Source organism: Sphingobacterium sp. MYb388 (genome assembly GCF_037479535.1).
In the GTDB taxonomy this organism is placed as follows: domain Bacteria; phylum Bacteroidota; class Bacteroidia; order Sphingobacteriales; family Sphingobacteriaceae; genus Sphingobacterium; species Sphingobacterium anhuiense.
Genome location: NZ_JBBGYV010000001.1, coordinates 962,256 through 986,645, shown reverse-complemented (window position 1 = coordinate 986,645; position 24,390 = coordinate 962,256). Strand labels below are relative to the sequence as shown.

24 protein-coding genes and 3 tRNA genes are annotated in these 24,390 nt (G+C 38.9%); 17 read left to right on the top strand and 10 right to left on the bottom strand.

The annotated features are described in order from the left end of the window. Positions 1 to 93: 93 nt before the first annotated feature. Positions 94 to 417, top strand: coding sequence for a winged helix-turn-helix transcriptional regulator (locus WH188_RS04385; RefSeq protein ID WP_021189043.1), 324 nt, complete (start codon positions 94 to 96; stop codon positions 415 to 417). A gap of 15 nt (positions 418 to 432) precedes the next feature. Here WH188_RS04385 and WH188_RS04380 read toward each other — a convergent pair whose 3' ends face one another. Together WH188_RS04380 and WH188_RS04375 are read right to left on the bottom strand one after the other, a co-directional pair. Beyond that, on the bottom strand, positions 433 to 756 hold the full coding sequence (locus WH188_RS04380; protein WP_031287704.1) for a hypothetical protein: 324 nt from the start codon (positions 754 to 756) through the stop codon (positions 433 to 435). 22 nt (positions 757 to 778) lie between these two features. After that, complete coding sequence (locus WH188_RS04375) at positions 779 to 1,573, bottom strand: SDR family oxidoreductase (RefSeq protein ID WP_168126027.1); 795 nt, start codon at positions 1,571 to 1,573, stop codon at positions 779 to 781. A 125-nt stretch (positions 1,574 to 1,698) separates the two neighbouring features. Here WH188_RS04375 and WH188_RS04370 point away from each other — a divergent pair, with 125 nt between their 5' ends. Both WH188_RS04370 and WH188_RS04365 read left to right on the top strand, forming a co-directional pair. Continuing rightward, positions 1,699 to 2,052 carry a winged helix-turn-helix transcriptional regulator gene (locus WH188_RS04370; RefSeq protein ID WP_021188877.1) on the top strand — a complete coding sequence of 118 codons (354 nt, stop codon included), beginning with the start codon at positions 1,699 to 1,701 and terminating at the stop codon, positions 2,050 to 2,052. 325 nt (positions 2,053 to 2,377) lie between these two features. Continuing rightward, positions 2,378 to 2,818, top strand: coding sequence for a nuclear transport factor 2 family protein (locus tag WH188_RS04365; protein ID WP_132771330.1), 441 nt, complete (start codon positions 2,378 to 2,380; stop codon positions 2,816 to 2,818). A gap of 77 nt (positions 2,819 to 2,895) precedes the next feature. Here the strand turns inward: WH188_RS04365 and mnmA are convergent, their stop codons facing one another. Next, positions 2,896 to 3,987, bottom strand: coding sequence for a tRNA 2-thiouridine(34) synthase MnmA (gene mnmA / locus WH188_RS04360; RefSeq protein ID WP_132771329.1), 1,092 nt, complete (start codon positions 3,985 to 3,987; stop codon positions 2,896 to 2,898). Positions 3,988 to 4,174: 187 nt separating this feature from the next. On the opposite strand from mnmA, the gene WH188_RS04355 reads away from it, so the two are divergent. The 4 genes from WH188_RS04355 (at position 4,175) to WH188_RS04340 (ending at position 6,071) form a co-directional block, all read left to right on the top strand. Beyond that, positions 4,175 to 4,250: transfer RNA gene (locus WH188_RS04355), tRNA-Phe, on the top strand. Between the two features lie 37 nt (positions 4,251 to 4,287). Then, positions 4,288 to 4,363: transfer RNA gene (locus tag WH188_RS04350), tRNA-Phe, on the top strand. A gap of 37 nt (positions 4,364 to 4,400) precedes the next feature. Beyond that, positions 4,401 to 4,476 (top strand) — tRNA-Phe (locus WH188_RS04345). A gap of 434 nt (positions 4,477 to 4,910) precedes the next feature. Then, positions 4,911 to 6,071, top strand: coding sequence for a hypothetical protein (locus tag WH188_RS04340; RefSeq protein WP_132771328.1), 1,161 nt, complete (start codon positions 4,911 to 4,913; stop codon positions 6,069 to 6,071). A gap of 204 nt (positions 6,072 to 6,275) precedes the next feature. On the opposite strand, the gene WH188_RS04335 is transcribed toward WH188_RS04340, so the two are convergent. Beyond that, positions 6,276 to 9,329 carry a DNA polymerase III subunit alpha gene (locus WH188_RS04335; RefSeq protein WP_132771327.1) on the bottom strand — a complete coding sequence of 1,018 codons (3,054 nt, stop codon included), beginning with the start codon at positions 9,327 to 9,329 and terminating at the stop codon, positions 6,276 to 6,278. A 7-nt stretch (positions 9,330 to 9,336) separates the two neighbouring features. Beyond that, positions 9,337 to 10,485 carry a DNA polymerase IV gene (dinB, locus tag WH188_RS04330; protein ID WP_132771326.1) on the bottom strand — a complete coding sequence of 383 codons (1,149 nt, stop codon included), beginning with the start codon at positions 10,483 to 10,485 and terminating at the stop codon, positions 9,337 to 9,339. A 76-nt stretch (positions 10,486 to 10,561) separates the two neighbouring features. Here dinB and WH188_RS04325 point away from each other — a divergent pair, with 76 nt between their 5' ends. Further along, positions 10,562 to 10,801, top strand: a complete 240-nt coding sequence (locus WH188_RS04325; RefSeq protein WP_206368172.1) for a helix-turn-helix domain-containing protein — start codon at positions 10,562 to 10,564, stop codon at positions 10,799 to 10,801. Between the two features lie 67 nt (positions 10,802 to 10,868). Here the strand turns inward: WH188_RS04325 and WH188_RS04320 are convergent, their stop codons facing one another. Next, complete coding sequence (locus WH188_RS04320) at positions 10,869 to 11,297, bottom strand: DUF2938 family protein (protein ID WP_206368170.1); 429 nt, start codon at positions 11,295 to 11,297, stop codon at positions 10,869 to 10,871. A gap of 461 nt (positions 11,298 to 11,758) precedes the next feature. Between WH188_RS04320 and WH188_RS04315 the strand changes: the two genes are divergently transcribed. From WH188_RS04315 to WH188_RS04290, 6 genes are all read left to right on the top strand, one after another. Further along, a complete protein-coding gene (locus tag WH188_RS04315) occupies positions 11,759 to 12,181 on the top strand; it encodes a GNAT family N-acetyltransferase (protein WP_132771324.1) in 423 nt (140 codons plus the stop codon). A gap of 78 nt (positions 12,182 to 12,259) precedes the next feature. Further along, positions 12,260 to 12,832: a Crp/Fnr family transcriptional regulator gene (locus tag WH188_RS04310; RefSeq protein WP_132771323.1), complete on the top strand. Its 573-nt coding sequence runs from the start codon at positions 12,260 to 12,262 to the stop codon at positions 12,830 to 12,832. 73 nt (positions 12,833 to 12,905) lie between these two features. Beyond that, complete coding sequence (locus WH188_RS04305; RefSeq protein WP_132771322.1) at positions 12,906 to 13,988, top strand: DUF418 domain-containing protein; 1,083 nt, start codon at positions 12,906 to 12,908, stop codon at positions 13,986 to 13,988. A 234-nt stretch (positions 13,989 to 14,222) separates the two neighbouring features. Then, on the top strand, positions 14,223 to 14,870 hold the full coding sequence (gene catA, locus WH188_RS04300) for a type A chloramphenicol O-acetyltransferase (RefSeq protein ID WP_132771321.1): 648 nt from the start codon (positions 14,223 to 14,225) through the stop codon (positions 14,868 to 14,870). Positions 14,871 to 14,916: 46 nt separating this feature from the next. After that, positions 14,917 to 15,384 (top strand): GNAT family N-acetyltransferase, encoded by a 468-nt coding sequence (locus WH188_RS04295; RefSeq protein ID WP_132771320.1) that lies wholly within the window; start codon positions 14,917 to 14,919, stop codon positions 15,382 to 15,384. A gap of 76 nt (positions 15,385 to 15,460) precedes the next feature. Beyond that, positions 15,461 to 15,895, top strand: a complete 435-nt coding sequence (locus tag WH188_RS04290; RefSeq protein WP_132771319.1) for an N-acetyltransferase — start codon at positions 15,461 to 15,463, stop codon at positions 15,893 to 15,895. Positions 15,896 to 15,911: 16 nt separating this feature from the next. On the opposite strand, the gene WH188_RS04285 is transcribed toward WH188_RS04290, so the two are convergent. Next, on the bottom strand, positions 15,912 to 17,624 hold the full coding sequence (locus tag WH188_RS04285) for an FAD/NAD(P)-binding protein (protein WP_132771318.1): 1,713 nt from the start codon (positions 17,622 to 17,624) through the stop codon (positions 15,912 to 15,914). A gap of 706 nt (positions 17,625 to 18,330) precedes the next feature. On the opposite strand from WH188_RS04285, the gene WH188_RS04280 reads away from it, so the two are divergent. The 3 genes from WH188_RS04280 to WH188_RS04270 all read left to right on the top strand — a co-directional run bounded on the left by WH188_RS04280 (position 18,331) and on the right by WH188_RS04270 (position 20,930). Next, positions 18,331 to 18,765, top strand: a complete 435-nt coding sequence (locus WH188_RS04280; protein ID WP_132771317.1) for a DoxX family membrane protein — start codon at positions 18,331 to 18,333, stop codon at positions 18,763 to 18,765. Then, positions 18,746 to 19,759, top strand: a complete 1,014-nt coding sequence (locus WH188_RS04275; RefSeq protein WP_339423354.1) for a zinc-binding alcohol dehydrogenase family protein — start codon at positions 18,746 to 18,748, stop codon at positions 19,757 to 19,759. The genes WH188_RS04280 and WH188_RS04275 overlap by 20 nt, the downstream gene beginning before the upstream one ends. A gap of 67 nt (positions 19,760 to 19,826) precedes the next feature. Next, positions 19,827 to 20,930 carry an alkene reductase gene (locus tag WH188_RS04270; RefSeq protein WP_132771315.1) on the top strand — a complete coding sequence of 368 codons (1,104 nt, stop codon included), beginning with the start codon at positions 19,827 to 19,829 and terminating at the stop codon, positions 20,928 to 20,930. A gap of 81 nt (positions 20,931 to 21,011) precedes the next feature. Here the strand turns inward: WH188_RS04270 and WH188_RS04265 are convergent, their stop codons facing one another. The 3 genes from WH188_RS04265 to WH188_RS04255 form a co-directional block, all read right to left on the bottom strand. Beyond that, the gene (locus tag WH188_RS04265) at positions 21,012 to 23,297 is read right to left on the bottom strand and encodes a TonB-dependent receptor (RefSeq protein WP_237682703.1); all 2,286 of its coding nucleotides are present in this window, start codon (positions 23,295 to 23,297) and stop codon (positions 21,012 to 21,014) included. A gap of 446 nt (positions 23,298 to 23,743) precedes the next feature. After that, positions 23,744 to 23,983 carry a hypothetical protein gene (locus tag WH188_RS04260; RefSeq protein ID WP_207902466.1) on the bottom strand — a complete coding sequence of 80 codons (240 nt, stop codon included), beginning with the start codon at positions 23,981 to 23,983 and terminating at the stop codon, positions 23,744 to 23,746. Positions 23,984 to 23,989: 6 nt separating this feature from the next. Then, positions 23,990 to 24,358 (bottom strand): SpoIIAA family protein, encoded by a 369-nt coding sequence (locus WH188_RS04255; protein WP_132771314.1) that lies wholly within the window; start codon positions 24,356 to 24,358, stop codon positions 23,990 to 23,992. Positions 24,359 to 24,390: the final 32 nt, after the last annotated feature.

The window sequence follows — 24,390 nt, the reverse complement described above, 5'->3', positions numbered from 1 at the left end:
ATGACAAATTTCTACATTTGCAGTACAATAGTCAAGTACCTACCTAAAAGTAGGGTACTTACGTTAAAGTAATAATTACTGATTTACAGCACAATGAATATAAATATAAATATTTCTGACGAAAACTGTCCCCTAAGGAAAACACTTGAAATCATTGGCGGAAAATGGACCATGCTCATTATTTTCCAGATTAACGAACGCACCATCCGTTACGGCGAACTGAAGCGCTGTATTGTCGGAATCAGTGAAAAAATGCTGATCAGCCAATTGAAGTTTTTATGCGATAAAGATATTGTCCATAAAAAGTCCTTTGCCGAAATCCCGCCAAAGGTCGAATATACCTTGACCGAAAAAGGAAAAGAATTGCTACCCATTATTCAGACCATCATCCAGTACGGCCTCAAGCATGACATTTAACCATACAAAAATACCTTATCCTGTAATTTTCAATGATTGTACCTGCTCATTAACAATCCGAACATGGTAAAACAGTACAACAGGGCTTCCAGTAAAATTTCCAGAAACTACTGCTTTTAATATGCTTTCGGTTTCTCCTTTTTTATAGCTCAATGGCTTCATGACGGTTTTATATTGCTCATTTGCTGCGACAATCCAATTTTCAATTTCTTTTCTCCCCCTGTATGTATTACTCTTGTCAACAATCAGGGCTGTTTCGGAAAAAAAAATTGCATAGGAGACACAATCAAAATTGTTCTGCGCACGAACTAATGCGGCCATTACTTGTGGTATGTTCATTTCAAGTGTTTTTTTAAGGTTTTTAAATTGTTGGAATTGTACCTCCGTCAATAATAAATTCTGTTCCTGTCAAATAAGCCGCTCTTGGTGACACTAAAAAACCGACCAATTCGGCCACTTCCTGAGGTTCTGCCGGTCGGCCATAAGGAATACCCCCCAAACTTTCCATGACCTGCTGCACCGCTTCATCAACAGAAATACCAGTTCTTTTCGCGATTTCATCCATCATCCCTGTAGCACCATCTGTTTTGATCCAGCCCGGAGAGACTGTCAACACCCGAATACCTTTTGGTGAAACTTCATTTGATAAGCTTTTACTATAATTCACCAATCCTGCTTTAGCCGCTGCATAAGGTAATGTGGCATCATACAAAGGCAATCTAGCCTGAATAGAAGCTATATGAACGATAACGCCGTTTCCGCGAGCTATCATCTGAGGCAAAAACCCTCTATCCAGACGAACCGGAGCCAGCAAATTTGTATAAAACGTCTTTTCCCAATCCTCATCACTCAAAACAGCAAAGCCTCCTCCTTTCGTTTCAGAACTGCCCATATTGTTTACCAAAATATCCAGCCTGCCAAATTGTTGCAGTATTTCACCTACGACCTTTATCGTACCAGAGGACGTACTTAAATCGGCCGGAATAAAGTGTAATTTTCCATTATCCTGCAGAGGTTCATTTCTTGCTGTAATGATTACGGTCGCCCCGGCATAAAGCAACCGCTCCGCAATGGCCCTACCTGTTCCCTTTGTACCGCCAGTTACCAAAGCAATTTTGCCCGATAATTCATCATTAAAATTAAATTCCTGTTCCATGTTCTAAAATATTTAAAACAAAGGTCTGCGACACAGCCGGTTTACACAAGTACGGAAAAACGAATTGCATAGGGATAAATTTTTCCCCTATTGCACATTTTGAAACATAGCCATAGCTTTGTCGTATGTATGAAAAAAAAATACCCCTAGATCTAAATTGTGGTCTCGACCTCATCGGTGAAATACTGTATGGCAAATGGAAAATTCGTTTACTTTGGTTTATAAATGCAGGACATCAACGCCCAAGCGAACTCCAGCGCAAAATTCCCGGAGCCTCCCGCCGCGTATTGCATATACAGCTAAAAGAATTAGAACAGCACGAATTGATTGTAAAGAAAATATATCCGATTGTCCCTCCAAAAGTGGAATACAGCCTGACCGAATTTGGTAAAACTTTAATTCCAGTAATCGCGGCTTTAGGACAATGGGGCGATGATCATGAAGAGCGTTTACGAAATATCATTACGAAGCTTCAATAAATTAAAAATCACGAAGATACTGATAGATAAAACAACACTCTTATTGTTTTAAGAGACAACTCCTGTAGAATAGACAAGTGAGAATCGCCAATTTCAGATCATAGCAAGATAGGCAAATTGCTTTGCGACAAATAAAACTCCCGTTTACCGGATTTTTTACCGAGCTTTTCAAATTCACAAAAGATTCACCGAATCCTCCCCTCCATTTACCGAGTTTACCCGACTGTTCACCTGATTACCATTCCGACTTTTAGCCCCCTTATATACCTTTGATTCAATCAATTAAATAATTCACAAATCAAAAAAACTTAAAAAGCTAAAAATCATGAAAAATTCACTAAACTCAATCTTTATCGTATTTGCATTAATCGGAGCATTAGTCGCAATGACGAGCATGAGTTTTGCAAAAGGAAAGACTCCGAGAAACACAAATCCCATAACGGTAATTGACAGTTACGTACAGATCGCTGCAGATGGTAATACAGAAGGTATACAGCACTTGTTCTCCGATGACTTCAAATGGACCCAATCATCCAATGCAAAAACAAAAACATACAGCAAATCAGAAGTTGTCAATTTTTTAAAGTCAAGCAAAGGACTAAAGCAGAACTGTAAAACAACCTACACCATCATGGAGAAAAATGAGAACTGTGTTATGGCCAAAGTAGAAATGAAGTATGACAATTTCACAAAAGTTGAATGTATCACCCTATGTAACGTAAATCAAGAATGGAGAATCAATCAAATCATCGAATCTTACAAATAGCAACGAGCCCACGCAACGAAAAAAGGTCTTAAAATTGAATTTTAAGACCTTTCCTATTTTATATAAATCTGTATAGACTATTTCATTAAGAAGCCACCACCGATCAAATCATTGCCTTCATAGAAAACAGCCGATTGACCAGGAGCAATACCTTTTACATTATGTACAAAGTCGATCTTTACCATGTCCCCCTGTTGTGAGATTGTAGATAGAGCACCAGCATCTTTATAACGCACCTTAGATATCGCTTCCATAGGCTGCTCCAAAGAAGCATATTTAACCAAATTTACATTCCGCACATAAGCGAATGATTTTTCAAGCTCATGTTCTTCACCCAGCACCACGGTATTACTCTCCGGAAGGATCTCGACTACAAACATCGGTTTACCCAATGCGATACCAAGACCTTTACGCTGTCCGATCGTAAAATAAGGATAACCGATATGCTGTCCTACCACAGTACCATCTGTTAGGATAAAGTTACCAGGACCGATCTGTTGATCCAAAGTAGGCACTTTATGTCTTAAGAATGCACGGTAGTCATTATCCGGTACAAAACAGATTTCATAGCTTTCCGCTTTATTAGCAAGCTCCACCTGTCCCATATCCAATGCCATCTGGCGAATTTCTTTTTTCGTGAACGATCCCAATGGAAATTGCGTACGTGCCAGGTTTTCCTGTGCAACACCCCAAAGTACATAAGACTGATCTTTGTTTTCATCCTTACCTTTCGAAATCACGTAACGGTTATTATCGTGAAGACGAATATTGGCATAGTGACCTGTAGCAATAAATTCGCAGTCCAATTTATTGGCGCGTTTCATTAAAGCCTCCCATTTGATATGGGTATTACACAATACACAAGGGTTTGGCGTACGGCCGGCAATATATTCATCAACAAAGTTGTCAATAACAAAATCGCCAAACTCATCTCTAATATCCAGTATATAATGTGGGAAACCATAATTCACCGCCAAAGAACGTGCATCGTTGATACTATCCAAGCTACAGCATCCGGTCTCCTTAGACGAGCCACCAGAAGCAGCATAGTCCCAAGTCTTCATCGTGATCCCTATGACTTCATATCCTTGTTCATGAAGCATGACAGCCGCGACCGAACTGTCAACACCCCCACTCATAGCAACTAATACTCTTCCTCTTTTACTCATTTTATTTTATTGAAATGCAAAGATAGGCTATTTGAAATTTTTACGTGTTAATTTCTTGTAAATTTTATCTGTATCAAAATCAAGTCTTTCAAAAAAATACATGAAATAAATGGGTGAAAAATTTTAGAATTCGAATTATCGGGGTATATTTGCATCGCATTCAAAGTTAAACGGGGATGCAGGTTAAGGTGCCATAGCTCAGTCGGTAGAGCAAAGGACTGAAAATCCTTGTGTCGCTGGTTCGAATCCAGCTGGCACCACCAGATCTGAAAGTAACAGATTTAAAACAAAAACTTGGAAGGTGCCATAGCTCAGTCGGTAGAGCAAAGGACTGAAAATCCTTGTGTCGCTGGTTCGAATCCAGCTGGCACCACCAAATCTGAAAGTAACAGATTTAAAACAAAAACTTGGAAGGTGCCATAGCTCAGTCGGTAGAGCAAAGGACTGAAAATCCTTGTGTCGCTGGTTCGAATCCAGCTGGCACCACCAACAAAGTCCATCTCAAACGAGATGGACTTTGTTATTTATACCCCTACTTCACTTATCACTACATTACTGATTTCTCCGTCACTACATTACTGGTTACTCTGTCACTCATTACCGGTTACTCTGTCACTCATTACCGGTTACTCCGTCACTCATTACTGGTTACTCCGTCACTCATTACTTCGTCACTTGTCACTCTATATTGAATATCAATAAAATGATAGTATTTCTTTTTGAGAAGCTCTATTTGTTACATAAACAATACCGGGGTCAAATGATCTAATTCCCTCATAACAGAGCTCCAGGCATCATTTCTAGGATTGATGTAAAATATTTTTTCCCAACATCAAGAATTTAACACGATCTACTGGTTTTTCCAAAAGAAATATTACATCTTTAAGTGTAAGAAAATTAATTTAAACCAAATTATAGCAGCTATGAACCGAGTATTACTTAAGCTGGAGAGAGTCATACTATATTATGGCATTCCACATTTAAATGAAGAAGAACATGTTAAAGCCGATCAAAACCTTCTTGCTATCATCTTCCAGTTAGAACAAGAATTTGTTCTACGACATGGCAACAAAGAAATATTATTACTAACACGCAAATCATTCAGGCTGTTCTATAGACAGTTATGCAATTTGTTGGATGAGCTCTACCGTTATAAACATAAACAGGCCGATGAAACAATTCTCAAATACTACCAATTCCTGATCCATATTGAAACCAGCTATAGCAAGGATATGGACCCACAGGCATCGCTTACACAATTTCACCTTCATGTCTTAAAAACAGAAATCATGGAGCAGTTTCCTGCTCTAAAAGCTACTTTAATAGAAAAAGATGTTTCCGAATGCTTTCTAATTGAGATTCAGCACGTATTGGAAGATCAGTTCCGTGCGCCCGGACGGAACCTCAGCTATGAACAACAATTATTCTTCATCAAACTTCTAAGGGTACTCAGACACATTGCCCACGATACGTGGGACAGGGATTATAACCATTGTTTTATTAAATTTATGATCAGTATAAATTTCAATCACATCGGTTTTCTCAATCAATGTTTCGATTTGCTGGATAAAACATTAGAAGATATAGCCGACATAGATAAACAACGGAACTATCTGAATGATATCCTGTTCAAATTGAAACAGGTGGCACGCTATTCTACGGTACAATTTGACAGCAAAAGTAATAGTTTATCTAAAAAACTGATCCAATATGTCAAAAAAAAGATCAGCAGCACAGGCGAAATACCCGCATCCAGCAATTACGACAGCGATGAGAACAGGAGTATCTTTAGTAATTTAACCGCGGGAGGACTTACCGTATACCACCACTATTTTCAAAAAGTGAAATTTTCAAAAGGGGAAACTAAAAAACTGGGGGGACAAAACTTTGTAAATCCTATTTATACAGCCAATGGGATAAAGATGACCGAAGCACAGCACCTCAAGTTTGACAAAACCAAACTTCATCATGAGATTCGTATTCTGAAAAATAAACTGATGGCTATTATCGATCAGCTCAATAAGGATCTGGATGATTCGGCAACATCATCTAAAAACAAGCCTAACACAGCTAGCAACCATTGATTGGCCTACCCTCAAAAAAGGGTAGGCTAAAATAAACTGCAGATCGCCCTATCTCCTTCCAAAACAGGGACGCTAAATGAATCAAAACCACTTCGGTTCACACTCGTTTATCTGATTTACTCCCCTGGGCTTACCTTTTATATCCTCATATCGCATATCACTGACTGATTTACTCACAACTTTAATTGTCACAGCGCAACTTGGTTACTCCTTCACTGTTTTCATCCTGGGCAGCCCAATCTCATGTTCTTGTGGGTAAGGAGCTCTAAAAGTCATGCTGACATCTTCTCTCATACGTTCCTGCACTTCATACTTCTTTTCCTCATCATGTGAGTAACGTGGATCAGGAATAAAAGGCATCTTTGCCATCTTCGTTATGGTTATGGTCGGAAAATGGAAGTCCACTTCTACCGTTCCTAAGAGTAAATAGCATCCGCCCCCTTGAAAAGGATACCGTTCCAGACAGTCCGGAAAATGAGCCGTATCAAAATAATCACCATTGTTGTCCACCCAGGTTCCGAAATACATGATTCCCCTTTTTGTAGGTACATGCTTCCGTGAGATCAGATAAGCAAGCATTTTGACCTCCTTTTTATGATGTTGGATTAGATCTTTAGCCATCACTGTTCCCCTATACTTTGTCTGCAGCAGATCGAAGGGTGTACATGAGACCGGAAAACTTAAGATTTCTATCTCGTCAAAAGCATCCTCAAAGATGTTGCGTTTCAATTCCGGAAATTTAAAATGCTTGACAGGCTCCTCAAATAGGGTTTCAGCGCGACGTCCAGGTTTAAAATCACCGAGCAGCACCCTAGATTTTAACAATAGCTCATTTTTGGGCACACCGCTGAACCGAAAAGCTCCAATAAAGATCAAAATCTGCAAGGTTTCAATACCGATCGGAATACGTTTAATAAAATCTTCCAAAGAGCGATACTCCCCATTTCTGATCCTTTCTTCAGGAATCAACCGGCCAAGTTTCGCTTCCACTTTCTCCAGATGCATAAATCCCAGATAAATCTCATCACCATAGATGGTAGTCTGCTGCTCACTCCTGTTCACGCATGGATTCAGGATCTTGGCGCCAGACATCCGGGCCTCATGGATGTACACTTCCGTTCTGTAGAAACCGCCCATATTATTGATGACAGATACCATAAATTCAAGAGGATAATAGAGTTTGAGGTATAAGCTCTGGTAACTCTCCACGGCATAAGAAGCAGAATGCGCCTTACAGAATGAATATCCAGCAAAAGATTCAATCTGCCGGTAGATTTCTGTACTCAGTTCTTCCGGATGCCCCTGTTGCCTGCAAGATTCAAAAAAATCATCCTTTACTTTTTGAAGCGCCTTACGCGATCTGCCTTTTCCACTCATGGCCCTACGCAATATATCACCATCAGCAGCAGAAACCCCGCCATAATGGAGTGCAATTTTAATCACATCTTCCTGATAAACCATAATACCATAGGTGTCACCGAGCTGTTCTTCAAATATCGGATGAAAATATTCAAACTGATCTGGATTATTATGCCTAAAAATATATTCCCGCATCATACCACTTTGCGCTACACCGGGACGTATAATCGATGATGCCGCCACCAGCACCTTATAATTATCACATTTCAATCTTCGCAGCAGACCGCGCATCGCAGGACTTTCAATATAAAAACATCCGATCGTTTTCCCCCGGCTTAAAAATTCATTACATAGAGCTTCATCCTTGGAAAGCGTCGTATCCCTAATGTTTACTTTAATTCCCCGTTTTTCTTCCAATAGTTTCACCGTATCATTGATAGTCCCGAGTCCACGTTGCGACAGAATATCAAATTTATCAAAACCGATATCCTCCGCAACATGCATATCCCACTGCACGATCGGAAAACCTTTGGGAGGCATTTCAAGAACCGTAAAATTGGTAAGCGGTTCCTCAGAGATAATAATCCCACAGGCATGCATGCTGCGCTGATTGGGAAACTTTTCCAATAACTTTCCATACTCCTGCACTTTCTGGACCACCTGATCTTTAAAAATTTTTTCCGGATTTTTGGTCAGTTCATCGAGCTCCTCTTTCGGTAAACCAAATACCTTACCCATCTCACGAATAATGGAACGGTACTTAAATTCGACATTCGTACCACAAAAAGCAACATGGTTTTTTCCATAACGGTCAAAGATATATTTCAATATCATATCCCGCTCCTGCCAGCTCCAGTCAATATCAAAATCGGGCGGACTTTTTCGGTTTAAATTTAGAAATCGCTCGAAGTAAAGATCCAGTTCCAAAGGACAGATATCCGTTATGCCCAAGCAATATGCAACTATGCTGTTGGCTCCGCTTCCCCTACCCACATGCATAAAACCCATGTTGTTGCTATAGCGGATGATATCCCAAGTAATGAGAAAATAACCGCTGAAATTTAATTCATCGATCACCTGAAGTTCCTTTTCAACACGCTGTTTCGCTATTGCATGATCCTTGCCATAGCGTCTTTCCAGTCCTGTATAAGCCAGTGCTGTTAATTTATTGATATCGTGCTCCTTTGATCCTTTGTAGTGTCTTTTATTTCTCCGTGTGGTAAACGCAAATTCGAACTGGCATACCGAAAGTATATTTTTGGTATTCGCAATGATTTGCGGATAATGCTGATAAGCCTCCAATAGCGATTGTTCCGACCTCAAGTACTCCCATTTACTGCAAATTTCACTTTTCGGCAATTTCGACAGCAGCATATTGTTGTCAATTGCTCGCAGTATCCGGTGTAGATTAAATTCCTTTTTCGTTGTGAAAGTCACAGGTTGCAGGATCACCATCTTTGCAATCAGCGCCTGATACTCTTTACGGAATAAGCTATTCAGTTCTTCCTCCCGGATGCCGATATATTCATTTTCATGAAGTTGCGCAGGAATATTGCTTAAGGGATAGATCACAAAACAGTTTGGAAAATCAGGCTGTGCCGGCAGGTCAATCCCATCGCAATTATAGGAAGTCAAAACCCGGTTCACCTCTCCGATACCCTGAAACTCTTTTGCAATGGTAATATAAAGCAGCTCACTTCCTCTGCGAACTTCAATACCAGCAATCGGTTTGATGTTCTTTTCTTCACATTTCTTTTTGAATTCATAGATGCCCGAAATGGTATTGATATCCGTCAGCACAAGCTCCTTTAACCCCAAGACGGCGGCCTGCTCCACGAGCTCCTCTATGGAAAGTGTTCCATAACGAAGACTGTGAAAAGAGTGGCAGTTAAGAAACATAAGACAATTAAGTTGAAAAATTAAAACCTACTGCCCTCCCCACCGCATCACTGCCATAGCGCATTTTGATGGCATCCATTGCCTGATACAGATTGATAAGCTGTGTATTGTCTTCAAACAAATTCATTTGGTAACTTCCGTGCACCAGATCAGTAAACCGAAGTCCCACCAATCGAAGACGCATCCGTCTGGTATAAATTTTATCAAAAAGTTCTAAAGCGATCCTTGTCAGTGTATGATCTGCAGAGGTATAAGTGACACGGCATTGTTTCGTTTCCGTATCAAAATTAGAGTACCTGATCTTGACTACTACGGTGGAAGTCAACCATTTTTCACAGCGCAGCTGGTAAGCCAGCTGTTCGGCCATACCCGAGATGAGGCTTTTCACGACACGAATATCCGTGGTGTCGCTATTAAAAGTTCTTTCCTTGGAAATCGATTTTCTTTCCGAATAGGGCATAACAGGAGTTTCATCAATCCCATTTGCCTTTTTCCATAAATCGACCCCATTTTTCCCGATCATCTGCTGCAGCACCTCAACAGGAATTTCGGACAATGTACCTATTGTACGGATCCCAACTCGTGATAAGAGCTGGAAAGTAGCATTCCCCACCATCGGCATCTTTCTAATGGATAATGGATTAAGAAAAGAATGAACACCCACTGAAGGTATTTCACGATGACCATGAGGTTTGGATTCGCCTGTGCCGATTTTACTGACCGTTTTATTAATAGATAAAGCATAGCTGATAGGCAAACCTGTTTCCTTTTCAATTTTGGCTCCCAGTTCATTGGTCCACTTATAAGCCCCGAAAAATTTATCCATCCCGGTCAGGTCAAGATAAAACTCATCGATAGAAGCCTTCTCCATTACTGGAGCACTTTCTTCAATCACTTCTGTCACCGTATGGGACATCTTGGAATATAATTCCATATCCCCTTTTACTACCCTGGCCTGAGGACAGAGCCGTAATGCCATCTTCATCGGCATCGCAGACCGCACACCAAAAGTTCTTGCTTCATAACTACAGGAAGAAACCACTCCCCGATCCCCTCCACCAATAATCAATGGAATATCGTTGAGTTGCGAATTTACCAGCCGCTCACAGGATACAAAAAAGGTATCCAAATCCATATGTACAATCGCTCTATTCATTTCACTAAATTATTTAGTAAAAATGCTAATATTTTTCACATTTATCCTTACATTTGATGTGATTAATATTCACAAAATGTCAACACTATCGATTTTGTCTGATAATATCAGGTACCTCAGGATGCAGATACCCGGACTTACACAAGGAAAAATTGCTGCTGAACTAGCTGTTACAAGAGATTCTTATGCGAAATACGAAATCGGGAAAACGGCTCCACCACTAGATGTGCTCTTAGCGCTATCGCGCTACTTTCAGGTCAGCACCGATCAATTACTCACTGTTGATCTCAGGAAATATAAACTACAAGAAATATAGCGCTTAGCGACTCGGTTATTCACGCTCCGTACAGATAATAAAAACTTACGATTATAATAATATTTGGTTATAAAATGAGCTTATTCAAGAGTAATGCGGTTATATATAATCCAAAACCATATATAGCATGTGCCTGTAGGCTTCTTAATCGCGCCGTGACAGGCTTAAAAGTTTTAGATGCGGCGATGCCAAAACCAAACGCAGGCTGCATCATAAACCAAGGAGCAGCAGTAGTCGCAACTCCGACAATTATACAAACTAAAAATGTTGGTTGGTACAACCAGTCCAGCCCGCAGATCAATAAAAGTAAAAGCGCAAATGAAATACCGATGAGGTAATGTGCCATCCAGCCCAAAGCCCTTTCACCAGTGATTTTTTCAGCATGCACAATGTTTTTATGAGCGAAGACACCCTGTTTAAAATGACCTATCCAACGCCCTACAAGAGCATAATCCAAAGAGGGAATTTTAAAAAGCAGTTTTGATAAATAAAGCATACAAATCCATAAAAAACGTGACACCAACGCCGATAAATATGGAATAACTGATGTATTGTGATAGGATGTTCATGCGCTTGTTATTTTATAAAATTAATTTCTCTTTACTGATTGGCTGTATCCACTTTTGAGGTTATGATTTTCCTGTGCCATCATTCTAACATTTTAATGATTCAAAGTTAGCATGCTTCAACCGATAATAACTGACACATATCCTTGGGAAAACTGCACAAATCAAAGGAATCGCAACAGAGAACAGCAATAAACATTAACTTTATCAGGTTTAGATTATCATACTATGAATAGGGTCCTGTATTAAATTATATCCCATTCAAGTATATTGCCTCTTATCAGGATATTACCCCTCAAGCCTTAAGCGGCATATATAAGTACATTTTTTAACCTGAGTTCAGCGTTTACTGTAAAAAATACCAGAATTTTGTTCACTAATATATACAAGCATGATTAGAAAAATTAACATAACAGATTATCCCACTCTGATAAAAATATGGGAGAGTGCAGTATCAAATACACACGATTTTCTTAAAGAAGAAGATTTCAATTATTATAAAGAACATATCCCAAATTATTTTGAACATGTTAAACTATTTGGATATGATGACAATGGGACTTTAATTGGATTTATGGGGATTTCTGGTGAAAATCTTGAAATGCTATTTATTCACCATAATGCTCGCGGCAAGGGAATCGGAAAAAAGCTGGTGACCCACGGTATAGATCATTTCAAGATCTCCAAAGTGGATGTTAATGAACAAAATTTACAAGCCGTTGGATTTTATACGCATATCGGATTTCAGATACTGAACAGATCCGAAATTGATGGACAAGGCAAAGCATATCCGATTTTACATATGGGATTATAATCTTGCTTTTAACCCAAACGCCTCATTATTTTAGCGTAGTTTAGCTTGCCATAACAAAATGAAAAAGACCATGCGGATATGACCGAAGAAATACAACTCAAAAAAATAGATGAACTGATTCAAAATTTAGATTCTGAAACCTTATCCGCTTTAGAAAATATTCGAGAATTAAAAAGATATAAAAAAGGGGAATTTCTCTTACATCAAGATAAACTATGTCGGTATAGTTTCTGGATTGAACAGGGAATCCTACGAAAATTCTATTGGAATGATACGAAGGAAATTACAACCGAGCTTATTTTTGAACATGATATTGCGGTTTCATTTGATAGCTATGTACTTCAAAAACCCAGTAAAGAATTTATTCAAGCCGTCACAGATGTAACGGTTTACCAGACCGAGGCGCAATCATTTCAGATGCTTAAAGCAAAGTTCCCAAAACTGGTTGAACTTGATCTGATGATGACAGAATATTATGCGATGTGGCTCGAAAAAAGGTTATTTGAATTTCGAACACGCAATGCAACTGAGAGATACTTACAGTTACTCCGGCAACAGCCTCACATTATTCTTGAAGTTCCACTTACCTATATTGCTTCTTATTTAGGCATATCCATGGAAACACTGAGCAGAATCAGATCCAAAATTTGATTATTTGACCTAAATCAAATGGAATGCAGATTCAATCTTAGAAATTTGAATTTTCATTTAAACATTCAATATTATGGGTAACAAAAGTAGAATTATTGGGTTTGATTTAGCTAGAGCATATGCCATTTTTGGAATGTATATTGTCAACTTTAATATGGTGTTTGGGAATTATAACGACACAAGTCCGGTCGGAAAATTTCTATCACTTTTCAGTGGAAATTCAAGTACTATATTTGTCATGCTTGCAGGAATGGGAATAGCTTTGATGACCAATAGACCACATTATACGGCCGAAGAGAGGAAAAAACTAAGACATACTGTTTTAAAAAGAGCATTGTTCCTATTCGTTTTAGGATTGTTGCTCAGCATATGGTGGCCAGCAGATATCCTGCATTTCTATGGATTATACCTATTCATTGCCACTTTTCTTTTATTTTTACCCACAAGATATTACCTGATCGCTAGTATTCTATCAATCTTGGTTTTCCATGTGTTACTGCTTATTATTCCATTCGAAAAAGGATGGAACTTTGATACTCTTGAATATACCGATCTATGGTCGATACCGGGATTTATACGAAACACATTTTACAATGGCTGGAACAGTGTTTTTCCTTGGATAGCCTATTTTACCACCGGAATGTATCTCGGCAGATTAAATTGGACATTATTGATCACCAAAAAAAGGGTATTTCTATTAGGAGCAGCACTTTTTATACCCGTTACCATATTACAGATCTGCGCTCAAAATATTTTTACCAATAAAGAATTGATAGAGATCATTACTGCAGATTACCTTCCTCCCCTTTTACCATTTTTGTTGAGCACAATAGGTTTTGGACTGATGCTGATCGCAGGTTTCATGTATAGCAGTTCGTTTTTTTTAGAAAATAAATTTATCCAAAATTTAGCAATAACTGGACAAATGACCCTCACCCATTACATCGCGCACTTAACCATCGGAATGATTATTTTTTCACTCCTCTCCGGTAAACCCTATGGAGCAAAGATCAATCAAACAGATTCTGTACACCCCTTGTGGATATTAACATTCTCTATAGTATATTTTATCTTCAGTTACTATTTCAGCAAAATATGGAAGACAAAATATAAGAATGGCCCCTTGGAAACGCTGATGAGAAAAATATCAAGTTGATACCTGAATGGCGATACTGATTTAGCCTGTATTACAACCACATGGCCAATCCTCTGCAACATGCATTTTCCAGTTCCGACTTTCATAATGTGGTTAAACAATGTGGCGCTAAATACAATTTCTCTGCGTAGAATTTCACATTTCGTTCTTGTCTGGCATATTTTGTAACTTGTATCCAATAACTCAAAACAAACTAGGCGTATAAAAATACACCTATTAAAAAACAATACGATCATGACAGCATACAAAACAGTAAATATAGAAAAGTGGAACCGGAAGGAACACTTTGATGCTTATCGTGATGCGATAAAGTGCGGATTCAGTTTGACCGTTAAATTAGATATTTCAGCGGTTATTCCTTTTGTAAAAGAACAGGGATTTAAATTTTATCCTGTGATGATTTATCTGCTGTCAAAAGCCGTGAACCAACATCCTGAGTTTAAAATGGCAATGAAAGATGGTGACTTGATTATTTGGGATTCTGTAAACCCGGTTTATACCGTCCTTCATCAGGACACAGAAACTTTTTCTGCACTTTCTGTACCCTATACGGCCAGCTTCCAGGATTTTATAGCCAGCTATAACGCGGTCCTTCAAAGAAATGAAAACAATAGGAGCTTCCTCCCTGAAAAAGCTCCCAAAAATCATTTTAATATTTCGGCACTTCCGTGGATTCATTTTGAGAGTTTTAACCTCAATATTGCTGATTTTACGGACTATTTTGCCCCCAGTTTTACTTTTGGAAAATACCAGACGGAAGGAAACAAAATCCTTATGCCATTGGCCGTACAAGTGCACCATGCCGTTTGCGATGGCCTACATGTTGCCAAATTGATCAACACCTTACAGGAATTTTGCACGACCATTCAAAAACTTAAATAAAGCTAAAAAGATAATGAAATCGATTTTAATTTAGCTCGAAAAACATATGGATATTAGAAAAGCAACACCGGCAGATCTTCCACAGATAAAAATACTTTATTCCCTGCTATTTGAACAGCTGGCAAACTATGAACCGGATTACCTTCAGCCTGCCCTTCAGGATGAAGCTTTTCTTCAGCAAGTAGTTGCCGCAGCAGATAATTTTGTTGCATTCATTTACACTATAGATGGAGAGGCAAAAGGTTTTGCCATTGCAAAATTAGAGGAAAGCCCGCCCTATAATTGTTTTGTTCCGTTAAAATGCATGTATTTAATGGATATTGTGGTTGATCAGAATATGCGCGGAAAAGGAATTGGAAAAGCATTGATTGACCGCATCAAGCAATGGGCAAAAGAGCAGGAAGCAGATTATCTAGAACTAAGTGTACTGGCAAAAAACACCTTAGCAGAGGCATTGTATCTGCGTGAAGGTTTTGAAACCTTTAGTAAATCTATGCGAATGAAAATAAAATAGCAGGTTATTGATTTCAATAAAACGCTATCGTTAAATTAAAATATATGGAACGACTTAAAACCCTTAAGAATTTAATATGATAAGAATTGCTGTACAAGATGACTACAGTCATTTAATTGATATCTGGCTGGAAGCTTCAATAAAAGCACATCATTTTATAGATTCATCCTTCTGGATCAATAGCGCTCAAAAGATGAAAGATATTTATTTACCATCCAGTAAAACATGGATTTTGGAAGATGAATCGAATAGTATTAAAGGTTTTCTATCAGTCGTAGACGATCATATTGCAGCCTTATTTATAAGTCCTGCTCATCAAGGAGAAGGATACGGTTCTGCACTTCTGCAGTTCATAAAGACAAAATGTGATCAGCTTTCGTTAAATGTGTACGCCTTGAATGAACAAGCAATCCATTTTTATCAGAAACACGGTTTTCGGATTATCGAAGAAATGTTGGACGAAAATACAGGCGCAACAGACTGCCGAATGGAATGGATAAAGGCCAAATAATCTTAAAACAAAAATCTCACCCCTTATTCTTTATGAACTTCACTATACGCTCACTTGCAGTGTCACAGAAGTCAAGACCTGAATAATCCGGATTCAGCCCGCCAATAAATGGTACAGCCATAATAAATAGATTTTTAGTAGCACTTCCAAAAGCATCAAGTGCCTGAAAATGGTCATTAATACTCAGTCCCTTTACCTGCATATAAAAATTGTTAGTACTGCTTTTCACATGATAACCCTTTTCGTTAAAATACTTCTCCCCTTCAGCCTTATTCTTAAAATTCAGGTATCCTGTACTGATCAGACCTTCGTTTTTGATCCCTTCAAACGGCATGTCATTAAATTCCAATGGTTGTTGTCCTGTACCGTCAACATATAATTTATAATGCGTTTTCTTTTGTTTACCCTCAGTGTCCATGTAGCTATAAATGGCACCGAAATCATGATGAGGGTCTACCTGACTTGCTTTATCGACTTGAATATGGTCAATGACACCAGCTTCATACAAAGCAATAATTTCTCTGTAGGATTCCTGAGGCAAAGAAGCAATAATCACACTGATGAGCGGCAATAAAACCCTCCGCAACCGAAGCATATCTTCTGCAGAGAAGTGTTTAGCAGGATAGTTCATGGCATAGCTAAAAGCAGCCAGTTTTTCCTTCCAGGATATCGACTGCCTTCTGTCAATGGATTTTTTTGCTTCGAGATATTCCGCTCTAAAAAGCGTAAAACTGTCAAGTTCATTTCGGATGCGCAGCATTTCTTCCACAAACTCCTCAATCGTCATTTCTTTTATCTTTTCATAAAAAGCAGGATCACTTTTCTGCAACGGACATTTGAAATTTCGCTCAAAAACGTAGTTAAGATCTACAAAACCGTCATTTTTCTCTTTGTATTCATAAATCTCATCCAGTGTCATGGACCAGGATACCGCATAAGGTTCCTCTTCCGAATGAAAACGCAGTGCAGGTAGATAACCTCCTGTGGAAAATAAATGGATCGAAAAATTGGGCGATTCTTCATGCAGCACATAACTCACCTGATCATTCTCAACGATATAACGGCCGTTCAGACGAGATAATGTCTTTACGGCATCGACAGCAGTTAGAGAAGCACCCTTAATAGCGACCGGAAAATTAGTCATTTGATCAAATTTAGTAGGTGGATAGGGCGAATCGTACCAGCCTTTTATCTTTCCTTCAAAAGTTTCGGGCCAATAATGCCCGGTACAGATAACAACTATTTCAGCTTCATATTCATCATCAGTGGCCGTAAATACGGAGTAAAATTCATTTGCCCTGTCATATACCAGATCAATCACTTCGGTCTCGGTAAAAACGTCCACCTTTATTTTACGCTTGATGGCTAAGGCTATGTATTGGTGAAATTGATTTTCAAGATAATCCCCTAAAAGAAGTCTTGGTAAAACCTGATAGGGATTGGATTTACCATGCGCATAGTAATCCGGAAAATCAGTTCCAGCATAACGTGACAGATAAGTTGGGACGTCGTCAATTAATGCTGGAATTTCGTTGGCCGAAACATTGGCCAAGTGTTCCTTACGGGCCCCATATTTACCATAAGGCATTCCAACTCCCAAACGTTCATTTTTTTCGAAAATGGAGATATGTTCAACCGCAAGATTTTGGTTGACAATCTCCTTTAACATAAATAAAGCGGCTGGCCCCCCACCAATCAGCGCAATGGAACTTAATTTTTGATTGTCCATACAATTTAAGGCTATTGATTAATTTTATACGTCAACTTTCTACTGATTTTACTTTCCATCAAATATGCTATCGGCATACTGTGGAAGGTCGATTTTTACATTGTGTCCTACAGGTTATTTTCAGTTTCCCATGAGCTTTAATAATATTCTCCGAGTGATCGATCTTGATGATCCAAGTATTATGCTCTCCAACAATTTTTCCATGAGGAAACCTTAAAAAAAGGTAGTCTCGCTCTCCTCCTCATTCATGTTGAATAAAAGATCATATGGTCCAAATTTCAGCTCGACTATTGTTTCGCTAAAATTTTAAAAATAGGTTCTTTCCGGGAAATACCTCAATTCTTATAAACACCGCATCACATATTCGCAATGATAACAACGTATCGCTAGCAAAGTTCTGCTAACGGTAAAATCAAGTATTTGTGTGAAGCCAACAGGCATAAACCACCTATCCTAATAGTTTATACTTATTACAGCATCATTTTCTGCATTCCGATAACTTCGTCCCAAATATTTCACCCCAGCGATCAGATCTGGCACCTGCAATAGATTGCATCACCTCCGTATCCAGATCTATTCAGTTCATAACAATGAATTTATACAAAAAAAACATTTAAATTTACTAAAACCCCTAGCCTTGCGACTCTAATTTTGTACTGTAATTTAAAACTATTGAAAAATTAAATCGATATAAATCAAAACAGATATGAAGACAAATAATTCTTTGGTCGCCTATGCTTTACTGCGAGTAGCAATGGGTGTCAATATGCTGGGACACGGCTTAGCGCGTATTCCAAAACTTGATGCTTTTAGTGATAACATGGTGACCAATTTTCAAAAAAGCTGGCTTCCTTCCTTTTCGATCAAAATATTCGGACTGGCTTTGCCTTTCGCAGAATTCCTCATTGGATTACTGCTCATCATTGGCTTATTTACATATCGCACAAGTGTTGCTGGTGCTATCCTTATTATTTTATTACTATTTGGAAGCAGCACCATTGAAAATTGGGAAGCAATGGGTATACAAATGATTTATGCCTTGTTTTTTTACCAATTGATTACCCAAATAAATAATAACAGTTATGCCGCAGACCACTTATTTAAAAACAAAATTAGACAAAATGAAAGCAATAGGATTTAAAAAATCATTACCTATCAACGAAGTAGAAAGCTTCATTGAATTTGAAAAAGAAATAGTTCTACCAACAGGACATGATATTTTAGTAAAAATCGAGGCCATCTCCATCAACCCGGTCGATTATAAAATTAGACAGGGCGCCGCAAAAGACAACGTCTTGAATGAACCAAAAATCATTGGTTGGGATGCTGTAGGTACTGTGGAAGAAATTGGAGATAAAGCGACGCTTTTCAAAAAAGGAGATCATGTTTTCTACGCAGGAGACATTACAAAAGACGGTTCCAATCAGGAGTATCAATTGGTGGACGAGCGCATTGTTGGCTTTGCTCCACAAAAGATAAGCGTTGCAGAAGCTGCTGCAATGCCTTTAACGGCGCTTACGGCCTACGAAATTTTGTTTGACCGTTTACGACTGGATCCTGACAAAGACAAAGGTAAGTCCATATTGATTATCGGCGGTGCAGGTGGCGTGGGTTCCGTGGCCATACAATTGGCTAAAAACATTTTAGGATTACAAGTTATTGCAACAGCATCGAGACCAGACACAATTGAATGGTGCAAAAAGCTTGGAGCAGACTATGTTGTGAACCACAAAGATTTAGTGAACGAAGTCAGCAATACCGGTTTTGATTCGGTAGATATTATTGTAGATTTTGTAGATGTAAATCAATATTGGGATGCGATGGTGGCACTCATCAAACCACAGGGAAAAATAGGTTCAATCAGCGATCCGACAGAACCGGTAAACCTCCGCCAGCTAAAAGGCAAAAGTGTCAGCTTTCATTGGGAGCTCATGTTTACACGTTCCATGTTTCAAACAGAAGACCTGATAGAACAGCATCATATCCTAAACAAAATTGCCCAACTCTTAGATGCACGGACTTTACAGTCAACCCTTAATAAGACCATAGAAGGATTTACGGCAGATAACCTAAAAGAGGCGCACCGTCTATTGGAAAGTGGGAAAACAATCGGTAAAGTAGTACTAAAATTTTAACCCGAAATACAGATTACCCCAGCTTTATCACAATAGCATCAATAAAATATTTACAAAACGAAATAAAATGTTTACAAAACTTTTCGAATCCTATATCCTGAAAGGGATAGCATTAAAAAACCGTTTCCTGATGGCTCCGATGACACGCTCAAGGGCATCACAACCCGGCGATATTCCGAATGCTTTAATGGCAACATACTATGCCCAAAGAGCATCTGCAGGACTTATCATCACAGAAGCTACCCAAGTTTCTTTACAAGGAAAGGGCTATGCAAAAACACCTGGAATTTATACCCAAGAACAAATTGAAGGTTGGAAATTAACAACAAAAGCCGTACATCATGCCGGTAGCAAGATCTTTTTACAACTGTGGCATGTTGGAAGAGTTTCATCTTCCAAAGTTAACGGATTACAACCTATTGCACCATCGGCATTAATAGCAAAAGATACGAATGTTTATATATTTGATGGTGCACCCAATGGAGATGCTACTTTTGTACCTGTCGAAGAACCAAGAGAAATGACGCAAGAAGATATTGAGGTGGTCATTCAAGAATTTGCACAAGGAGCAAAAAATGCAATAGAAGCTGGTTTCGACGGAGTAGAAATTCACGGAGCTAATGGTTATTTGATTGATCAGTTTTTACGGAGCAACTCCAATCAAAGAATCGATGCGTATGGAGGTACTCAAGAAAACAGGATTCGATTATTAATTCAGATTACCAAAGCTGTAATTATGGCTGTAGGTAAAGAAAGAACAGGCGTACGTCTTTCTCCGTTCATTACTTTTAAGGATATGGACGATGCCGAAATACTTGATACAATTATGTTAGCCGCGGCGGAATTAAATAAATTAGATATTGCCTACATCCATCTCTGTGAAGCAGATTGGGCAGATGCACCCTTAATTCCAGAAATATTCAGATTAGAATTGAGAAAAAAATTCACAAATACCATCATCGTAACAGGAAATAAAACTCCTGAAGAAGGAGAAAAACTATTAGCAGACAATTTGGTTGACTTAATAGGTTTTGGAAGGAAATTTTTAACAAATCCGGATTATCCGCAACGTGTTAAATTGGAAGCTCCCTTAAATGACATATCAGACAATCATACTTTATTTGGAGGAGGCGATGCCCGAGGATACACAGATTATACTTTTATGAACTGATTCATACGAGCTGGATCGAAGGAGAAAAAAGATTATTGTGATTACAAAAGTGGAAGCATCCCTACTTCCACTTTTGTGGTTTTAGAAAGATGTAATCAGGCCAAAAGTAACATTTCGCCCCGGATTATAGACACCCAATGAGAGGTCGTGATGATCTAATCTGCCGGGTCTCAGACGGCTCAATGCATCGTAATATTTTTTATCAAGCAAATTATTTCCAGCAACATACGTTTGTATATTTAATCCCCTGATCTTAAATGTCGTTCCTAAAGAAGCATTTAACAAAGTATATCCTGACACACTGGTTTCAAATTCACGGTCTACGCGTCGTTGCGCAAAAAAGTTATCAATACCGACTTTCAAATAGCTTGCCGACAGTCCTTTTATTTCCGGGCTATATTTCAGGCTATTTTTGAACTGTCCTGCTGGAATAAAAGGTAAAGGTCTATCCAGGGTCTTATTTTTAGCATACGTGTATGAGAATATATTGTTAAAAGTAAGATAGCGGAATAAGGTTATATTAAAATCTCCTTCAAATCCATTCAGCTGTGCATCAACCTGACCGTACCGGTAAATTGCCATCCCATCGGCTGTTTCATCACCAGGCCGTGATGAGATGTAGATATAATCTTTGATCAGGTTAGAATAAAGACTGATACTTCCATTAAATATACCCCGATCGTAGTATATACTGATATCCGCCTGATAACTTTTTTCGGGCTTCAGAGCCGTATTACCGATTTCATACCGGAACGTTCCCTCATGGACACCATTTGAACTAAGTTCTGCCGGATTGGGAGATCGAAAAGCATTCCCTAAATTGGCTTTTAAATTAATATACGGACTCACTTGATGCGTTAGACCCGTAGCAAAACTAACGTTCGAAAAATGATTTTTATACTTTTCAAATGTTTCGCCATCTTTGACATATCCATCACCATCATTGACACGATAATCATAGCGCACACCAGCATTAACTGTTGTGTTATCCCAGGTCTTTTTAAGATACCCAAAAGCCCCCGCACCAAAACTCTGGTAATCGGGAAGCAAAAACTCAGCCCCTTTATTGGAATTTTTAGCATGTTCGGCACTGATCCCAAAAGCTGGCTGCCATCCCTGAAATTCATTGACAGTATACTTCGCATCAAGGGTTAATGTATGCAGATCCAAAAAGAGATTGGGAACAGGATTATCATGTTCTCGACGCTGGTTGTTCTGATAACCAAGATCAAATTTTAATGATCCCTGATCTAAAATAAGCTGATTATTCCAGGAAAGCTTTGTATGTCGGATATCCTGTTTCGGAAACTCCAGGCTTCTATTTTTAAAATCTCGATCCGTAAAACGATTCCCTGCCGCATCGATATAATTACCCTGGCTATCAAAAGCAGGTTCATAAAATCCAATATTATTGCGAAAAAAAGATGCGTTTACATGGGAATAACCCCAAGATTTATTAAGCCCAAACATGGCGCTGAAATTCGTTTCATTAAAACCTGAGTTTGGAAAATAACCTGTAGGGGTCTTGAATGAATAAGCATTTTTATAAGTTCCTCTTCCTCTCCAGACAAATCCATTTTGATTACCTGTCAACATAGCAGAACTGGCACTTAATCCGCCGTTGGTCGAATAATTGGATAATACCTCGCCTTTAACTTCCCCACTTTGCGGAACAAGGGGCTCCAAAAAATTGATCACCCCTCCTAGTGCATCGGATCCATACATCAAAGATGCCGCACCCCGCAATACTTCGACACGATCTGCACCATATTGATCGATCTCGATCCCGTGCTCATCGCCCCACTGATTTCCCTGCTGCTTGACCCCGTTGCTGATCGTCACAACCCGGTTGGATGATAGCCCCCGTATTACAGGCTTCGCGATAGATGACCCAGTCGTAATCGCCGCTACCCCCGGCACTAGCCTCGCCAAACCTTCTATTGCATTCGTCGCTGGCTCCAATAATTGCTGTTTGCCCACAACAGCGATTGAAGTGCTATTTTTTTTACTGCTTGAGCTGATCGCCGCACTCGTTACAATGACCTCATCTAGCGTTAAATTGCTTGGACTTAATGGAATTGAAAGTACATCATGACTACCCAAATCAATTTTCAAACTTCGCGTCTGGTAACCGACACCGCTAAATTCCACCAAATGTTGCCCCTTATATTTCGGGGGGATGATAAACCCACCGTTCTGATCCGAAACGAGCTCCAGCTTAAGGTCCGGTACTTTAATAGTAATCCCTGCTATCGGCGCCCCCTTTTTGTCATCCAAAATGCGCCCGGTATGCTTGCTGTCCGTCTGCCCGTAACTATTAAACGTAGCAATAACCGACAAAGCAAAAAATAAAAATTTCTTCATCATATATATTCATTACTTCATCATTATTAGCAATGACAAAGCATTTTAAAATCGTAAAAAACCAGAAAATGAAATGGTGCTACAGCACTATAGTAATATAATTGATGAAGATTGGGGGACCTCGCGGGAAGGTCGGAACTAAAGACTGCGAAATTTCATAAAGATCGATTGGAAATTTCCATAAAACACCCCACAGTGTAAAAAATGGATTTAGGTTATGATAAACAGGCCCTTCGGAAAACTCAAAAAGATAATCAGAACTAAAGGTCCGAATTTCATTCTCACTATGGTGATCATTCCCCTTCTTTGTAATCGGATAAGGATGCTTATGCTGTATAACTTCACCCGATTTTAGAACATGGATATGTAGAAAAAATATACTACAGACAATCCAATAGAGATACAAAAAAACGATAAGATTCGCTTTTAAACTTCTAGATTGGATTTGTTTATGTATCAGCACAAGGCAAATATACTAAAAAGCGTAATAGCAACAAAGTTGCTATTACGCTTTTTAGTATATTTCTTTTTACCTGTACAGCTTTTCGCGCAACACTTGAGTGCCTTAAATTGCTTTGAATGGAATTTTGCAGAACCTCAATTGTTCCTTTTCCAATTTTGAGTGTAATAAATAAGATTGGAAAAATTGTGATTTCAAGAGCTAACCCCGCAGGTAATGCCTTCAGCACATGCACTTATTTTTTAATACTCAACCAATCGATCGCATCTTGTAGCTCACGGAGTTCATAGCCCTTAGCTTCGCCCGGACTGATGTAACTAAAGGCATCCGTAAATTTTTCTACCGCTTTTTGATCGGTTACGATAGCCATCTTCTTCCAATCTGTAAAGTGCTTCACTCCTGCTACCAGATCCTGCACCCAGGCACCTGCAGTAAAGTTCTGCACATCGGTATCCAATACCAAAAGATAGTAGATCTCTTTATATTGATTGGCTAAGGATTCCAGGCCCGGCAATAAAACATCTTTTAAATCATCTTTGGTGACCTCTCCACTTGCACGAACGCCAAACACATGTTCAGGCAGATTTTGAATAACTTTAAGCATATCATGAACGTTATGTATACAAAAGATACAAA

Excerpts from the sequence above, each read along its gene's own strand:
- WH188_RS04365 (WP_132771330.1), top strand. The coding sequence starts at position 2,378 with ATGAAAAATTCACTAAACTCAATCTTTATCGTATTTGCATTAATCGGA.
- WH188_RS04315 (WP_132771324.1), top strand. The coding sequence starts at position 11,759 with ATGATTAGAAAAATTAACATAACAGATTATCCCACTCTGATAAAAATA.
- WH188_RS04255 (WP_132771314.1), bottom strand. The coding sequence starts at position 24,358 with ATGCTTAAAGTTATTCAAAATCTGCCTGAACATGTGTTTGGCGTTCGT.
- WH188_RS04305 (WP_132771322.1), top strand. The coding sequence starts at position 12,906 with ATGGGTAACAAAAGTAGAATTATTGGGTTTGATTTAGCTAGAGCATAT.
- catA (WP_132771321.1), top strand. The coding sequence starts at position 14,223 with ATGACAGCATACAAAACAGTAAATATAGAAAAGTGGAACCGGAAGGAA.
- WH188_RS04370 (WP_021188877.1), top strand. The coding sequence starts at position 1,699 with ATGTATGAAAAAAAAATACCCCTAGATCTAAATTGTGGTCTCGACCTC.
- WH188_RS04295 (WP_132771320.1), top strand. The coding sequence starts at position 14,917 with ATGGATATTAGAAAAGCAACACCGGCAGATCTTCCACAGATAAAAATA.
- dinB (WP_132771326.1), bottom strand. The coding sequence starts at position 10,485 with ATGAATAGAGCGATTGTACATATGGATTTGGATACCTTTTTTGTATCC.
- WH188_RS04340 (WP_132771328.1), top strand. The coding sequence starts at position 4,911 with ATGAACCGAGTATTACTTAAGCTGGAGAGAGTCATACTATATTATGGC.
- WH188_RS04375 (WP_168126027.1), bottom strand. The coding sequence starts at position 1,573 with ATGGAACAGGAATTTAATTTTAATGATGAATTATCGGGCAAAATTGCT.
- WH188_RS04335 (WP_132771327.1), bottom strand. The coding sequence starts at position 9,329 with ATGTTTCTTAACTGCCACTCTTTTCACAGTCTTCGTTATGGAACACTT.
- WH188_RS04380 (WP_031287704.1), bottom strand. The coding sequence starts at position 756 with ATGAACATACCACAAGTAATGGCCGCATTAGTTCGTGCGCAGAACAAT.
- mnmA (WP_132771329.1), bottom strand. The coding sequence starts at position 3,987 with ATGAGTAAAAGAGGAAGAGTATTAGTTGCTATGAGTGGGGGTGTTGAC.
- WH188_RS04290 (WP_132771319.1), top strand. The coding sequence starts at position 15,461 with ATGATAAGAATTGCTGTACAAGATGACTACAGTCATTTAATTGATATC.
- WH188_RS04325 (WP_206368172.1), top strand. The coding sequence starts at position 10,562 with ATGTCAACACTATCGATTTTGTCTGATAATATCAGGTACCTCAGGATG.
- WH188_RS04270 (WP_132771315.1), top strand. The coding sequence starts at position 19,827 with ATGTTTACAAAACTTTTCGAATCCTATATCCTGAAAGGGATAGCATTA.
- WH188_RS04280 (WP_132771317.1), top strand. The coding sequence starts at position 18,331 with ATGAAGACAAATAATTCTTTGGTCGCCTATGCTTTACTGCGAGTAGCA.
- WH188_RS04275 (WP_339423354.1), top strand. The coding sequence starts at position 18,746 with ATGAAAGCAATAGGATTTAAAAAATCATTACCTATCAACGAAGTAGAA.
- WH188_RS04385 (WP_021189043.1), top strand. The coding sequence starts at position 94 with ATGAATATAAATATAAATATTTCTGACGAAAACTGTCCCCTAAGGAAA.
- WH188_RS04310 (WP_132771323.1), top strand. The coding sequence starts at position 12,260 with ATGACCGAAGAAATACAACTCAAAAAAATAGATGAACTGATTCAAAAT.
- WH188_RS04320 (WP_206368170.1), bottom strand. The coding sequence starts at position 11,297 with ATGCTTTATTTATCAAAACTGCTTTTTAAAATTCCCTCTTTGGATTAT.
- WH188_RS04265 (WP_237682703.1), bottom strand. The coding sequence starts at position 23,297 with ATGATGAAGAAATTTTTATTTTTTGCTTTGTCGGTTATTGCTACGTTT.
- WH188_RS04285 (WP_132771318.1), bottom strand. The coding sequence starts at position 17,624 with ATGGACAATCAAAAATTAAGTTCCATTGCGCTGATTGGTGGGGGGCCA.